The sequence below is a fragment of the Bradyrhizobium iriomotense genome (assembly GCF_030160715.1).
GTDB lineage: Bacteria > Pseudomonadota > Alphaproteobacteria > Rhizobiales > Xanthobacteraceae > Bradyrhizobium > Bradyrhizobium iriomotense.
The window spans coordinates 96,709-110,489 of sequence record NZ_BSOW01000014.1 but is presented as its reverse complement, the minus strand read 5'-3'; the positions used below and the strand labels follow the sequence as shown (position 1 = coordinate 110,489).

The following is a 13,781-nucleotide window of genomic DNA, read 5'->3' as shown; positions in this document are numbered from 1 at the left end:
AGAATGTGCGGCTTCCGGGGGGATTCCAGTCATGCTTGGCCGTTTGAGCGTCTCGACGCTGCTTCAGTCCGTCATCGCCTTGCTCGCAGCCTGCGTCGTCGGGCTACTCGTCACAACGGCCTGGCAATCCTGGGAGCGGCTGCGGGCAACCAGCCAGATCGCGGCGGTCGCCGAGGCTTCGAGCCACGCCTTCAAGGCGATGCACAATCTGCGCACCGACCGCTCGTCGACCCCGCGCGTGCTCAACGGCGAGGCCGCGGTCTCGCCGGAGATCGACAAATTCCTGCACGGCATTCACGACGCCGAAATGCCGGCGATCCGCGCCGCAGCGGCGCTGCTGCCGTCGATTCCGTTTGCCGAGCAGGCGGCCCTGGTGGGCGCGCTGAACCGGGAGGTCGAGAAGCTCACCACGCTCCAGAGCGATGCCTGGGACGACATGCGCAAGCCGAAGAAGGCGCGGCGTCCGAATCTGGCAAAGGACTACACCGAGGCCGCCGGTGCGCTGCTGGCAACGCTGGAAAAGATCTCCGCCAACCTGACGGCGGCCGTCAATCACAACGACCCGCTGATCGATCAGCTCCTGTCGATCAAGCAGGCCGCATGGCTGCTCCGCAACACGGCCGGCGAAGCGTCCGACCTGGTGGCGACCGGTCTCGTGGCGACCGGCAGCCTGCCGATGGAAGCGCAGCAGACCTACACCAAATCGGTCGGCGCGATCGAGAATTCCTGGAGCGGGCTGGAATCCGCAACGCTCGGCATGCAGCTCTCGCCACAGCTCGCGGACGCCATGAGCGCCGCCAAGGCCGCCTATTTCAACCCGGACTACCTGGCGCTGCGCGACCGGTTGATCGACCAGATCATGGTCGGCTCCAAGACCGAGCTGACCGCCGATCAGTGGACGCCGCAGACGGCGCAGCGCATGGGTACTGCGGTGGCGGTCGCCGAGCGCGCGCTGGATGAAGCGCGGGACTATGCCGCCGCCCAATACTCGGCCGCAAGCCACGCGCTCGCGGTGCAGATCGCGATGCTGACCCTCGCACTCGTGCTGACCGTCGGCGCGATGATCGGCGTCACCCGCCGCGTCATCCGCCCTCTGCATAACATTCGCGACGCCATGCTCAAGGTCGCCGGCGGCGATCTCTCCGTCGATGGCGGCTATCTCGATCGCCGCGACGAGATCGGCGCCCTCGCCGGCGCGCTCGAAACCTTCAAGCAGCAGGCGGCCGACAAGCTCGCGATCGAAGCCCAGGAGCGCGAGCGCAATGCGGGCACAGCGGCACGCCAGCGCGCGACCGAGGCCTATGTCGGCGAGTTCGAAAGCGTCGTGCGCAGGACGCTGGACGAACTGAGCCAGGCCTCCGGCGAGATGCGCAAGACCTCGGGCGATCTCTCCGCGGTCTCGCGTCAGACCAACGAGCGCGTCCAGGTCGCGGGCAAGGCCTCGGGTGATGCCTCGATGAGCGTGGACAGCGTGACCTCGGCGGCCGAGGAGCTCAGCGCGTCGATCAACGACATCAGCCAGCAGGCGGCGCACGCCGCGGGCATCGCAAGCCGCGCGGTCAGCCAGGCACGCGACACCGACGGCACCGTGCAGGGGCTTGCCTCCTCCGCGAGCCGGATCGGCGAGGTGGTCGGCCTGATCAATACGATTGCCGCGCAGACCAACCTCCTGGCGCTCAACGCCACGATCGAGGCCGCACGCGCCGGCGATGCCGGCCGCGGTTTTGCCGTGGTCGCCTCCGAGGTGAAATCGCTGGCCACCCAGACGGCCAAGGCGACGGAGGAGATCTCCGAGCAGGTCGCCGGCATCCAGAAGGTCGCGGGCGATGCCATCACCGCCATCCAGGCGATCGGCGGCATCATCGGCGAGGTCAACGAAGTCGCAACCGCGATTGCGGCTGCCGTACAGGAACAGGGCGCGGCGACCCAGGAGATCACCCGCAGCACGCAATTTGCCGCGCAGGGCACCAAGAACGTCTCGGACAACATCGCCGGCGTGAAGACCGATGCCGATGCGGCCGCCGCGGCCGCTGACAACGTCAAGCACGCCTCCGAACTGCTCGAGGCGCAGAGCCGCCAGCTTGGCGATCAGGTCAGCGACTTCCTCGGCAAGATCCGCGCGGCGTAGGCCGCGCTCTCGGTGTCATCGCCCGCGAAAGCGGCGATCCAGTATTCCAGAGGCAGTGCGAGGATACGGACAGACTGCGGCGTACTGGATGCCCCGCCGTCGCGGGGCATGACAGCGGTGGATTGGCAAGCAGCCAGCCAACGCTCACTCCCGCGCCACCACCGGCAGATGCCGGAATTTCGCCCGCAACGAATCCGGCAGCGGCGAGAAGTTCATGGCGACGCCACGCCTGTCGTTGGCGTTGCGATTGGCGACCACCAATCCGTCGGGGCTCGCGACGATATCGCCCTTGCGCAAGGTTGGATCGTCCGTGACCTTGACCGGGGCGAGGCCGACGGGATCCCTGCCGTTGCAGGTGCAGCCCGCGACGAGCTCGTTGCGGTAACGGTAGGCGTTCGGCAGGTCGGAATAGTCCTGGCCGGTCTCGGTGACCGCGTCGTCGATCTCGCTGCCATAGAACACCGTGGTTTCGGCCGCCGGGCAGAAGCTGTTGCAGCTCTGCGCCTTGCTCTCGCTATCGGTGCCTTGCGCCGGGAAGTGGCGTCCGTCGCAGGTGCGTACGCACCACGCCTGCCCGCCGCCATAGGAACGCCCGCGCGGCGCCTCGTAGCGCGGCATGTCGTCGCTGGGAAACGGCATCCTGATCTGTGGCGGCGGCCGGGCACCGAACGCGCCGAACAGCGCCGAGAGGAAATCCTCCGCGCGCGCCGACGGCGTCAGCGCCAGGCTGAGCGAAGCGAACAGCAAGACCGCCGCCCCGCCCGTCACTTTGAGTGTCGAACGCCTGATCATGTTACCTCGGCGTCGCACTGGTCGGGGAGACCGGCGAAACATTGAGCGCCTGGCGTCCCGAGGCCGGTATCGTCGTGGCCGGGCGCGCCGGCCTGCGCAACGGATCACCGTCGCGCGCCAGCAGCGGCGCGTTCTTCGAGAGCACCACGACCCTGGTGCCGATATTGACCCGGTTGAAGAGATCCACGACGTCCTCGTTGGTCATGCGGATACAGCCGGAGGAGACGAATTTTCCGATCGTGGTGGGATCATTGGTCCCGTGGATGCGATACTCGCTCGCGCCCAGATACATCGCCCGCGCGCCGAGCGGATTACCGGGGCCGCCGGCGACGAAGCGTGGCAGGTAGGGCTGGCGCGCGATCATCTCAGCCGGCGGATGCCAGTCCGGCCATTCCGCCTTGCGGCTGATCGACTGCACGCCCGACCAGGTGAAGCCATCGCGCCCGACACCGACGCCGTAGCGGATCGCGCGGCCCTGGCCGAGCACGTAGTAGAGCACGGTATTACCGGTATCGATCACGATCGTCCCGGCCGGCTGGCTGCCGTCGAAACTGACGATCTGCCGGCGCAGCCGCTCGGGCAGGACGGAATCATCCGAGGCTACCGGATCGTCCGAGGCCTGCGGCTGCTCGCGCACATAGCCTTGCGAATAACCTTGCGGAAAAGCCTGCGGCTGCATCGGCGCGAAGAGAAGCGTCTGCGCGCTCGCGGCACCGAATGGCATTGTCAGCAATGCTGCCACAAAGGCGAAAGAGGTGAAGGCGCGCGGCGAAAGCCGGCGGTGGGATGCAGATAACTGTGTCATGTGCTGCCCCGTTCACGAGAAGTGCATCAGGGTGATGCTGTCTGAACAAACGCGCTTGCGACGACTCAAGTTCCGCGCGCTCATGGGGCCTCCCGGTCACAGTCAAGCGAAGCCGACTTCACGAGTCCGCGACGGAACCTTCCGGTCAGAGGCACGTTCTTGAGCAGTCTTGCGCGCGCGGAGCGTGAGCTCCGTGCGGGAGAATGGCTGTGCGCGTCCTTCCCAGTGAACGTCTGCTTTCCAACGACAGCGAAGGCGCGCCGCTTCCCGATAGCAAAAGCGACCTGCCGCCGGTAATCCGGCGCACCGAATTCGTCGCCTTGTCGCTCGCGGGCATGCTTTTGATCGCCGTCGTGGCTGTGCTCTTCGTCGGCAAGCCGTTCTTCCTTCCCGTGGTGATGGCCTTCGTCACCGGCACCATGCTGTCGCCGGCGGCGACATTTCTGGAACGGCAACGGGTGCCACGCGCGCTGGCCGCGGTGCTGATCGTGATCACGGTCACCGCGATGGTCACCTTCGTCGTCGCCCTGATCGCTTCACCGGTCATGGAATGGGGCACGCGCCTGCCCGAGCTCGGCGCGCGGCTCAAGGACAAGCTGCATGTCTTCGACCGGCCGCTCGCGCTGTGGCAGGAGCTGCAAGCGATGGTCGGCGGCTCGGGAGGCCTGCCGAGCTTCCAGATGCCGAAATTCGAATGGGTGCAGCCGACCCTGGAATTCCTGTCGCCCACCTTCACCGAATTCCTGCTGTTCTTCGCGACCCTGATCCTGTTCATCGCGAGCTGGCGCGACCTGAGGCGCGCCCTGATCATGACCTTCAGCGATCGCGACGCGCGGCTGCGCACGCTGCGGATCCTCAACGAGATCGAGGTCCATCTTGGCAACTATCTCTTGACGGTGACGGTCATCAATATCGGCGTCGGCATCGCCACCGGCATCGTCTGTGCGCTGACCGGCATGCCCAATCCGGCCGGGCTCGGCGCACTGGCTGCGACGCTGAACTTCATCCCGATCATCGGACCGGTCGCCATGTTCGTCGTGCTGGTCGTGGTCGGCCTCGTCGCCTTTCCGACCATCGGCAGCGGATTGATGGCGGCGCTCGCCTTCGGCGGCCTCACTTTCCTGGAGGGACATTTCGTCACGCCCACCATCATCGGCCGGCGGCTGGCACTGAATGCACTGGCGGTATTCCTCGCGCTCGCCTTCTGGACCTGGCTGTGGGGCCCGATGGGCGCATTCCTGTCGTCGCCGCTTCTGATCGTCGCGCTGATCCTGAAGGAGCATCTGGCTCCCGCCGATGCGCCGCAACTACCAGGCGACTGAGCAGTTTCCGGGAGTGGAACTTCCGTCACGGCGAAGCGTTTTTTGGCTGTCTCACCGACAATGATCCGGAGCTTTCGATGTCAGCGACCACTAGCGAAACCGGGACGAGAGACTGGACCGACAAAGCTACCCGAGAGCGCCTCGAAAAGGATGTCCAAGCCGTGAAAAGCGATATTGCCGCCCTCACCGAGCAGATCACCGATGCCCTCAACACCTTTGCCAACTCCGCGGGCAAGCAAGCCCGGCGCGGCTACAAGCAGGCGCGCCAGCAGATGGATTCGGCGATGGATGACGCCTCCGAGCGCGGCAGCGCGATGATGGATGCGGCGCAGGATGCAGCGACCTCGCTGGAGGAGACGCTCGAGGATGCCATCACGCAGCGTCCGCTCGCGACCGTGGGCCTGGCGCTCGGCATCGGCTTCCTGATCGGAATTGCCTGGCGGCGCTAGCCGAGGGGGATTGAGGAGCGAGGGCGATGTTTCAGCGGATGATCGACGGCATCAGCGCCTCGACCGGGACGACCTTGCGGCTGACCTCGCTGGCGGCAGCCGCGGCGCTTGCGCTCTTCATCACCACGGCCTTCCTCTGCGCTGCTGTCTTCATCCTGGTGCTGCAAAATTATGGTCCGGTGCAGGCATGCCTCGCCGGCGCCGGCATGTTCTTCCTGCTCACGCTCGCCGCTGCCGGCAGCTACATCGCCTACAAGCGGGAGACCGAGAAGCGCGCACGGCAGGCGGCGGAAAGAGCCGCACGATCAGCAGCGCAAAGCGTGCTCACAGATCCCATGCTGATCGCGACCGGCTTGCAGATCGTCCGTGCCATCGGCGTCAAGCGGCTGCTTCCCATCCTTGCGATCGGCGGCGTGGCGCTCGGGATCATGGCAAGCCGGGCCGGGGCCCAGACACCCGAAGAGGATGTCTCGCCCGAACCCGCCGAATAATCATCGAGAAAAATTCAAACTGATCAGGTCACGCAGCGGCCGGGCTGGAGCAGCTTTGCGACTTCGGTCAGCGAGCTGACGACGGGCTCGCAGGCGACCGTGGGCTTGCGCCCCTGCCTTTGCAGCAGGACGGGCGGCTTGGCACTACCGGTCTCGATCGTCGCGGGAACACGCAGCAACACTGACGTATCGGCGAGGTCGTTGAGGCGCATCGAAACGGTACGCGTCGGAACGGCTGCGGTCCGCGGAGCGACGATGCGGTCCGCCTTGCCGGCGCGATTGACGATATGGCTCGGCTTGTCAGCGACCGCCTTCCAGCGATCGGCGAGATCGTGACCCGACGCCAGTTGCACGGCACCGAGTGTCAACGAGATGGCGGCTGCGCCCAAAAACGCTTTGCTGATCTGTGACATGGTTGTTCGTCCCTCGCCCCATGGCGATCGATGGAACAACGCCGCCCGAATATCCGGAGTTCTGTGCGACGGCGATCACTTAACCGTGTGTAAAGAAATGGGGAGCGGCGGTTCAAAAAAATTTTCGCCACGCTGGAACGACTCCCGCGGCTACGCGTCATCTCGGCAGCCGGTTATTCCCCCCTGCCCCATAAACCGGCGACGTAGGGCGCGACTGTGGTGATGCCAGTCGCGCCTTACTTTTTTCCGCGGAAAACTGCGGCGCTTGGCAAGCCGCCCCACCATCCGCCCCACCATTGTACATTTGGGCGAATCTGGAACTACGCTCGCGGTGGAGTGAAGCCAGGAATCCTTCGGAGTAGAAGGAACGCAGTGAGAGCTGTGCGCGCGATGCCACAAGTTTGGAAATCAACGCGAGCCCGGCCGCAGGCCAGTGCATACCGTCAAGCTGAAAGACCGCGGGCCTGGGTGCCGTTAACCGAGCCTCTCCTTGCCGCTGGCGCTTGAACAATTCACGTCGAGCAGTGCTTGAAGTGAAGACACAAGCACCAACCGCCGGCGTCCGACGGACCTCGTGTCCAATTTTCCTGCGCCTATCAACTCGTAGAGCTTGGTACGCCCCAGGCCGGTGGCTTGGCACGCTTCATCAATCGTACAGGTTAACCGCTCGGCAAACGGTATCTTTCTTTGGTCGGAAGGTTTGGAGGCGGGGAGATCCTGCTCAACTTGTTCTCCCGGATCTCGACGCATGGGCTCCGCCTCTCAGACTCGACCGTCGAGAGTTGCTTGAGCGGCCCAAAAACGTCAATGCGAACACATGAGCGTCGCCGCGTACTGTGGCGAAAACCAGCGATGATTAGAAAAAGTTCGGCTTGCTGTTTCGGGTCTAACTTCTTTCGGTCTTCGCTGCTGCGATCGCGAGATCGGCCTCCACATTCCAACAATGCCATTTGGTGACGAGAAGGATGCGGCATAGGATACTGAGCACCAGTTCAGCCGCCGACCGATCAACGGATGGGTGCCGTTGTGTTACTACTGCTCCGAGTTCGGCATAGCGAAGTTCCAGCACCAGCGGACCATCGTGCCCAACAAAGAGATGCGTCGGCGCCAAGATCAGAGCGCTCACATAGGCATTACGACCGAAAGCAAAGAATACCGCGGCAAACCAACTAGTAGTTCATCACAGTGATTTTGACGTTTTGATGCCGAGCCATTCGAGGATGGGCAAGTTTTCGGGTGGCAAAAGAATCTCGATGCTCCGGGGAACACCGGGCTGACGGCGAATGAAGCCGTTTCGTTCGAGGGTGACGATCATCTGGTGGACTGAGGGCGGGCTGACGCGGAAATGGCGCTGCATGTCGGTTTCGGCGGGTGGGCGTCCGAACATGTGCGCGTAGGTGTAGATAAAGGCCAGGTAGTGCCCCTGCTTCTCCGTGAAGCGCGTGCCTGATTTTTGACTCATCGCTGGATTCGTCCCGGCCTCCGACAAGGAGGCGAAGCATGAATGTACGTTATCGGGTCGAATTGAGCCAAGCCGAGCGGGACGAACTGACGGCGATGCTCGGCGGCGGCAAGCGCGCCGCCCGCAAGCTCAAGCGGGCGCAGATTTTGCTGGCGGCTGATGCCGGTAGTTGCGACGCGGAGATTGTCCGAACCGTCCGGGTCAGCCTGTCCAGCGTCGGCCGGACCAAGCGCCGCTTCGTGGAAGGCAATCTGGAGCGGGCCTTGAGCGAGGAGCCGCGTCCGGGCGCAGAGCGCAAGCTGACCGGAAAGGAGGAGGCCCTGCTGGTGGCGACGGCATGCGCCAAGCCGCCCGCCGGCCGCAAACGCTGGACGCTGACGCTGCTGGCTGACACGATGGTCAAGCTCACCGATCACGACAGCCTGTCGGGCGAGACCGTGCGTCGCCGGCTGGCCGAGAACGCCCTCAAGCCATGGCGCAGGGACATGTGGTGCATTCCCCATGTCGACGGCGAATACGTCGCCCGCATGGAGGACGTGCTCGACCTCTACGCCGAGGCGCCGGAACCCGCCCGGCCGCTGGTCTGCTCATATGGGGATTGAGTGGTCAAGGTGGTTGGTCAGCTCTTTGTTCGATTGCAGGCCAGCTCTTCGTCCCGACCTTGGAGCTTTTGAGATGGCGCGCGCAGATCAAGTCAAGGCCGGCCCATAGGGCCGCCGCGCAGCGGCTTGACCTTGACTTGATCGAGCACGCCATCAGGCTGATGTGGTCGGGCGTAGGCTGGCCAGATAACTCCTTTTTTCGATGGCGATCCAAGGTCGAGCCGGTTTTTGGCAATCTGGTTTACTTGCCAGATCAAATTCACATTCGGTCGTCGCGCGAGGCAACTGCACCAACATTCCGCTTGCGGCGGGCAGGCTCGAGAGGACGAGACCATTCTTCGATGCGGCTTTTTGAGGCCATGCAGACCATCGGTTCGTCCACCCGGATCGGCCGAGGCTGATCGACCTCGGCAGATTGGTTTTGAGTTTGCGGGGGAGAGTGCTTGTGTTAGGCGACGGACTTCACCACGGCTCCCTCAATCACGACGCCAGCGGTTACGTACTTCCACAGCGGCTCGTACAGGCGGAGTTGAGCTCAACGATACTCGGAGCAACCCACCGATACGCACGACGCAGCCGCCGATTCAACGACCTCAGCAATAACTTGTTCACCTCGGGTGAGCCCTCTGCGACCGTAATGGGTCGCCCGAGCTCATTGCTCGATTGGCCGTGAGGAAGATTTTTCGATGCGCGTCATCGATCCGGCGGATTTCTTGTTTGAAAACGAAGTGCTCGAGCGATGGCCTATGCTCACCAAGGCGGAGCTGCGGCGCGCGCGTCGAGCGAACCCGCCAAGGATCGAGTTCTACAGTTTCCGAAAGAAAAGCGGCGGGCCTCGTTATACCCCAGAGCAGGTGCAGAGCTATATTGACCGTACGTATCTTAGGAAATTTGAATGCCCACAGATAAACGGCAAAATGACTCCACAAGCAGTCAACAGCAGTGGAGATTCGAGCTTGGCGGCTACTATCTCGAGCGTCCCCATCCAGAGCACCTCGGGTTCTGGTACGCTTGCAGATATGACCCCGGAACTCGCCAAGTCCGCCGCAGAAGTCTTAAGACAACAGATTTCGAAGACGCCAAAGTTAGGCTCGCGGCGCTCGTCGCGTCCGCTCCCACCAGCACAAACCGGATAGGACCGCCCGGGCCCGATCAGGTTCTCACTGTCGCCGCCCTCAAGGCGTATCTCGACGAACGCGGCTCACACATTGCATCAGAGGATGCAGCCGAGCGGGCAGTCGAGCTGTTCACGGACTATCTCGCCAGCATAAGCAAGATTGATGCACCCGTCGCCTTTTGGACGCCAGCCCGGCAGCTCAAGTTGGCCAAATGGTGCGTCGAAAAACACCAACATTCCGCCGGCTACATCGAACGGTTGTTCAATGTGATGAGATCTGCATTCAACGACGCCTGCGTCACAAAAATCAGATTGGATGCTGTCGGTAATGAGGTCGAGACGGCGCTGATGAGCCACGCGCCGAAAATAGTGTGGAAACGTGAGGCGATCGCTTCTGAACTCAAAATCCCGGCACGCCGGCCGCGGCCGGCAACACTCTCCGTCGAGCAGATGGCCGCCGTTCTGGACTCGCTCAAAACGCCCCATCTTTTCCGTTTCGCGATAATGAGCCTGTGCACATGGGCTCGGCCACAAGCCATCATCGATTTCGATCCGGCAACTCAGGTTGATTGGAACGGGGGCGTGATTGATCTCGCTCCGGTCGGTTGGGTACCTACGAAGAAGCGCCGCCCCCGCCAACCGCTCACCGGGTGTCTCGCGGGCTGGCTACCTCTCTGGAGCAAAGAGGATGAGGCTCGGCGAGCAGCCGCCCTTGCCGAGAACCGAACCCCTCCTGAGCTGGGACTCATCGTGTACAAGGGCAAACGTGTCGCAACCGTGAAGCGCGCGTTTCGACGTATCGGATCAGAGCTCGGACTGATGGGCTTTTCGCAGTACAGCTTGCGCCATTTCATGGCCGACCAAATAAAGAAGCTGTTCCGGAATGTGCCGCGGGAGCAGCGCTCATTGTGGATGGGGCACGTCGTGCGTGACGGCTCGCGCACGACGGCGAACTACGAGTCAGACGATCCGGACATGCTCGCGGACGTCGCGTTGGCTACCGATTGCGTAATCGCACTGATCCAGCAGCACTGCGCCAGGCGGCTATTTGCTGTTGACGTACTGTTGACGAAGAAGGATTTGCAGGCGATCGGGGCGAGGGTGATTCCAGAAATGCTGAGAAAACAAAGGGTTAATGGTGGGCACGACAGGGATCGAACCTGTGACCCCTACCATGTCAAGGTAGTGCTCTCCCGCTGAGCTACGTGCCCTAAAGGTCAAAAGAAAATCGGGTGCGGTCCCTATAACGGCTCAGGGGAGCATGCGCAAGGACGGAAGCGACCGGCTTAGGCCGCCAGCATCTTGTTCACTTCGCTCACCAATTCCCGCAAATGGACCGGTTTGGACAGGACCTTGGCGTTCTTGGGGGCCTCCGAATCCGAGTTCAGGGCCACGGCGGCGAAGCCGGTGATGAACATGATCTTGATGTCGGGGTCGAGTTCCGAGGCCCGGCGGGCGAGCTCAATGCCGTCCATCTCCGGCATCACGATGTCGGTCAGCAGCATCTCGAACGGCTCTTCCCGCAGCCGCTGATAGGCCGACATGCCGTTGTCGTGGGAGGAAACCTGGAAGCCGGCGTTTTCGAGCGCCTTGACCAGGAAGCGGCGCATGTCGTTGTCGTCTTCGGCGAGCAGGATTTTTGGCATGGCAGGAAACGTCGAATCCCCGGAGGCTACGGTAGTGTTCAGTAAGCCCGACAGAGGGTAAATTTCGGGTGAAAGATGCACCCCTCCCCCCCCGTGCGGCCCGCTCTTTGTGAACCGGAATGGGGCACGAATCAATCAAGGCCGCACACGCGATGCTTGCACGGTTAAGACACGTTCCAGCGCCGCACCCGTACTTTTCACTTGGCAGAATGGTTGCGATTCCTGACAATGACCGCACATAAGAGCCTCGCGTTGCCGGCCTGTTCGAGTCCAATCCGGATTGTCGCGGATATAGAGGGACGAAACTGACCAAGATGACCCGGTTTGACGGCGACTTGTCGCCACCGTTCGAGATCATCGAGCCTACCGAGTGGCGGGCGCCGATCATCTTCAACTCGCCCCATTCCGGCTCGGTCTATCCGGACGATTTTCTGGCGGCCTCGCGCATCGACCTGCCGACGCTCCGCCGCTCGGAAGATTCCTTCATGGACGAGCTGATCGGACATTTGAGCACGCGCGGTTTTCCGGTTGTGCGCGTCAATTTCCCGCGCTCCTATGTCGATGTGAACAGAGAACCCTACGAGCTCGACCCGCGGATGTTCTCCGGCCGGCTGCCGAGTTTTGCCAATACCCGCTCGATGCGCGTTGCGGGCGGGCTCGGCACCATTCCGCGCGTCGTCGGTGACGGCCAGGAGATCTATCGCGAACGGATCGCGGTCGATGACGCGCTGGCGCGAATCGAGACGCTCTACAAGCCGTATCACCGCGCGCTGAGGCGGCTGATCAACAAGGTGCACCAGATGTTCGGCACCGTGGTGGTGGTCGACTGCCACTCCATGCCCTCGGTCGGCGTCTCCCGCGACGAGCCGCGCCGGCCCGACGTGGTGATCGGCGACCGCTACGGCACGAGCTGCACGCCGCTGCTTCCCGACCGGGTCGAGGAGACCTTGAGCGGGCTCGGCTATTCGGTCGGGCGCAACAAGCCCTATGCCGGCGGCTTCATCACCGAGCATTACGGCAATCCGGCGAGCGGCCTGCACGCGGTGCAGCTCGAGCTCAACCGCGCGATCTACATGGACGAGCGGCGGCGCGAGCGCGGCGCGCGCTTCGACCAGGTCGCGGGAGATTTCGCGATTCTGTCGGACGTGCTCGCCACGACCATTCCGTTCGGTGATCTCGGCCCATTCCAGGCTGCGGCCGAATAAGCTTCAATATTTTTTGCGCTCATCGCAGGTCGCGACGGCCGCGGCATCAACACGCGATCCGATTTTCGCTTCGCGCTGATGCGCGTATCGAAATGAAAACGATCGACCCGGAAAGCGGGCAAGAAAAAAGGGCCGCTTGTTATGAGCAAGCGGCCCAAGTCTAGGGAGGAAACGCCCAAGGAGGGCAGCGGTAACGCGAGGCGCTACCGCACCGCAACAATATGCGACTGCGCTGCACAAAGTGCAAGGGCTTTTGAGCCGTTTCCCATGCAAAAAACACAGGGCTCCAATGTCTCCGCAGAAACCCGGATTCAGTTTCTTTGATAAGGAATTTCAATGGGTTGATTACTGTTTGCATACCAACGAGGCATACCCGGAACTAAGCTCTCAAACCCATGATCGATATTTGGTCAGTGGATGGCTCGTAAGGACAGACCGGGGACCGCATCCAAAATACCGGGGAGCAAATTCAAGAGAGCGCTGCCCGTCCGATGCGATTTGGGATAGGCAATAGTCACGCGTTCGTTTTGCTTTCGATTGGTGCAAGGACAGGCCTGTGACGGTGATCGATTTTTCTGCCTTCATCGGACGGCTTGCCACCGCCTCCGGCGAAACCATCCTGCCGTTCTTTCGCACCTCGCTGTCCATCGACGACAAGAGCAAGACCAAGGATTTCGACCCCGTCACCGAGGCTGACCGCGCCGCGGAGGCGGTCATGCGGCGCCTGATCAAGGCCAACTTCCCCCAGCACGGCATCGTCGGCGAGGAATTCGGCAATGAGCGGGAGGACGCCGACTACGTCTGGGTGCTCGACCCCATCGACGGCACGAAATCCTTCATCGGCGGCTTTCCGATCTGGGGCACGTTGATTGCGCTGTTGCACAGGGGCACGCCGGTATTCGGCATGATGCATCAGCCCTTCATCGGCGAGCGGTTTTCCGGCGACAACGGCTCGGCCAATTATAAAGGCCCGTCCGGCGAGCGCCGCCTGCAGGTCCGCCGCTGCGCCTCGCTTGCCGAAGCGACGACCTACACCACGAGCCCGCTCCTGATGAACGAGCGCGACCGCGCCATCTTCGGTCGGATCGAGAGGGGCGCACGGCTGTCGCGCTATGGCGGCGACTGCTACTCCTATTGCATGCTGGCCGCCGGTCACGTCGACCTCGTGGTCGAGACCGAGCTGAAACCCTACGACATCGCGGCGCTGATCCCGATCGTCACCGGCGCCGGCGGCATCGTCACCACCTGGGAGGGCAAGCCGGCGCAAGGCGGCGGCCGCATCATCGCCGCCGGTGATCCCCGCGTGCACGAAGAAGCGCTGAAACTTCTCAACCAATAACCAATAACAA

14 protein-coding genes, 1 tRNA gene and 1 pseudogene are annotated in these 13,781 nt (G+C 62.9%); 8 read left to right on the top strand and 8 right to left on the bottom strand.

Annotated elements, in window-relative coordinates; translation table 11 throughout:
• Positions 1-31: 31 nt before the first annotated feature.
• Positions 32-2,128, top strand: a complete 2,097-nt coding sequence (locus QQL28_RS20840; protein WP_284268278.1) for a methyl-accepting chemotaxis protein — start codon at positions 32-34, stop codon at positions 2,126-2,128.
• Positions 2,129-2,272: 144 nt separating this feature from the next.
• Here the strand turns inward: QQL28_RS20840 and QQL28_RS20835 are convergent, their stop codons facing one another.
• Together QQL28_RS20835 and QQL28_RS20830 are read right to left on the bottom strand one after the other, a co-directional pair.
• Positions 2,273-2,920 carry a DUF2865 domain-containing protein gene (locus tag QQL28_RS20835; protein ID WP_284268276.1) on the bottom strand — a complete coding sequence of 216 codons (648 nt, stop codon included), beginning with the start codon at positions 2,918-2,920 and terminating at the stop codon, positions 2,273-2,275.
• A 1-nt stretch (position 2,921) separates the two neighbouring features.
• A complete protein-coding gene (locus tag QQL28_RS20830) occupies positions 2,922-3,725 on the bottom strand; it encodes a L,D-transpeptidase (RefSeq protein ID WP_284268274.1) in 804 nt (267 codons plus the stop codon).
• Between the two features lie 209 nt (positions 3,726-3,934).
• On the opposite strand from QQL28_RS20830, the gene QQL28_RS20825 reads away from it, so the two are divergent.
• From QQL28_RS20825 to QQL28_RS20815, 3 genes are all read left to right on the top strand, one after another.
• Complete coding sequence (locus QQL28_RS20825; protein ID WP_284268273.1) at positions 3,935-5,047, top strand: AI-2E family transporter; 1,113 nt, start codon at positions 3,935-3,937, stop codon at positions 5,045-5,047.
• 77 nt (positions 5,048-5,124) lie between these two features.
• On the top strand, positions 5,125-5,496 hold the full coding sequence (locus QQL28_RS20820) for an ElaB/YgaM/YqjD family protein (RefSeq protein WP_284268271.1): 372 nt from the start codon (positions 5,125-5,127) through the stop codon (positions 5,494-5,496).
• Between the two features lie 26 nt (positions 5,497-5,522).
• Positions 5,523-5,987, top strand: a complete 465-nt coding sequence (locus QQL28_RS20815) for a hypothetical protein (protein ID WP_284268269.1) — start codon at positions 5,523-5,525, stop codon at positions 5,985-5,987.
• A 23-nt stretch (positions 5,988-6,010) separates the two neighbouring features.
• Here the strand turns inward: QQL28_RS20815 and QQL28_RS20810 are convergent, their stop codons facing one another.
• The 3 genes from QQL28_RS20810 to QQL28_RS20805 form a co-directional block, all read right to left on the bottom strand.
• A complete protein-coding gene (locus QQL28_RS20810; protein WP_284268267.1) occupies positions 6,011-6,400 on the bottom strand; it encodes a hypothetical protein in 390 nt (129 codons plus the stop codon).
• Between the two features lie 474 nt (positions 6,401-6,874).
• Positions 6,875-7,150 (bottom strand): helix-turn-helix domain-containing protein, encoded by a 276-nt coding sequence (locus QQL28_RS46145; RefSeq protein WP_431309622.1) that lies wholly within the window; start codon positions 7,148-7,150, stop codon positions 6,875-6,877.
• A gap of 430 nt (positions 7,151-7,580) precedes the next feature.
• Positions 7,581-7,862 carry a LexA family protein gene (locus QQL28_RS20805; RefSeq protein ID WP_283038083.1) on the bottom strand — a complete coding sequence of 94 codons (282 nt, stop codon included), beginning with the start codon at positions 7,860-7,862 and terminating at the stop codon, positions 7,581-7,583.
• Positions 7,863-7,900: 38 nt separating this feature from the next.
• On the opposite strand from QQL28_RS20805, the pseudogene QQL28_RS20800 reads away from it, so the two are divergent.
• Both QQL28_RS20800 and QQL28_RS20795 read left to right on the top strand, forming a co-directional pair.
• A pseudogene (locus QQL28_RS20800) lies at positions 7,901-8,449 on the top strand (helix-turn-helix domain-containing protein); the annotation flags it as partial.
• Positions 8,450-9,150: 701 nt separating this feature from the next.
• Positions 9,151-9,600 carry a hypothetical protein gene (locus tag QQL28_RS20795; RefSeq protein WP_284268264.1) on the top strand — a complete coding sequence of 150 codons (450 nt, stop codon included), beginning with the start codon at positions 9,151-9,153 and terminating at the stop codon, positions 9,598-9,600.
• A 77-nt stretch (positions 9,601-9,677) separates the two neighbouring features.
• Here QQL28_RS20795 and QQL28_RS20790 read toward each other — a convergent pair whose 3' ends face one another.
• The 3 genes from QQL28_RS20790 to cpdR form a co-directional block, all read right to left on the bottom strand.
• Positions 9,678-10,067 carry a hypothetical protein gene (locus QQL28_RS20790; RefSeq protein WP_284268262.1) on the bottom strand — a complete coding sequence of 130 codons (390 nt, stop codon included), beginning with the start codon at positions 10,065-10,067 and terminating at the stop codon, positions 9,678-9,680.
• A 650-nt stretch (positions 10,068-10,717) separates the two neighbouring features.
• Positions 10,718-10,792, bottom strand: a tRNA-Val gene (locus QQL28_RS20785).
• Positions 10,793-10,867: 75 nt separating this feature from the next.
• On the bottom strand, positions 10,868-11,227 hold the full coding sequence (gene cpdR, locus QQL28_RS20780) for a cell cycle two-component system response regulator CpdR (protein ID WP_254105854.1): 360 nt from the start codon (positions 11,225-11,227) through the stop codon (positions 10,868-10,870).
• A gap of 314 nt (positions 11,228-11,541) precedes the next feature.
• Between cpdR and QQL28_RS20775 the strand changes: the two genes are divergently transcribed.
• Complete coding sequence (locus QQL28_RS20775; protein WP_284268260.1) at positions 11,542-12,432, top strand: N-formylglutamate amidohydrolase; 891 nt, start codon at positions 11,542-11,544, stop codon at positions 12,430-12,432.
• Positions 12,433-12,988: 556 nt separating this feature from the next.
• Positions 12,989-13,771 carry a histidinol-phosphatase gene (gene hisN, locus QQL28_RS20770; RefSeq protein WP_284268258.1) on the top strand — a complete coding sequence of 261 codons (783 nt, stop codon included), beginning with the start codon at positions 12,989-12,991 and terminating at the stop codon, positions 13,769-13,771.
• The last annotated feature ends 10 nt before the right edge of the window (positions 13,772-13,781 follow it).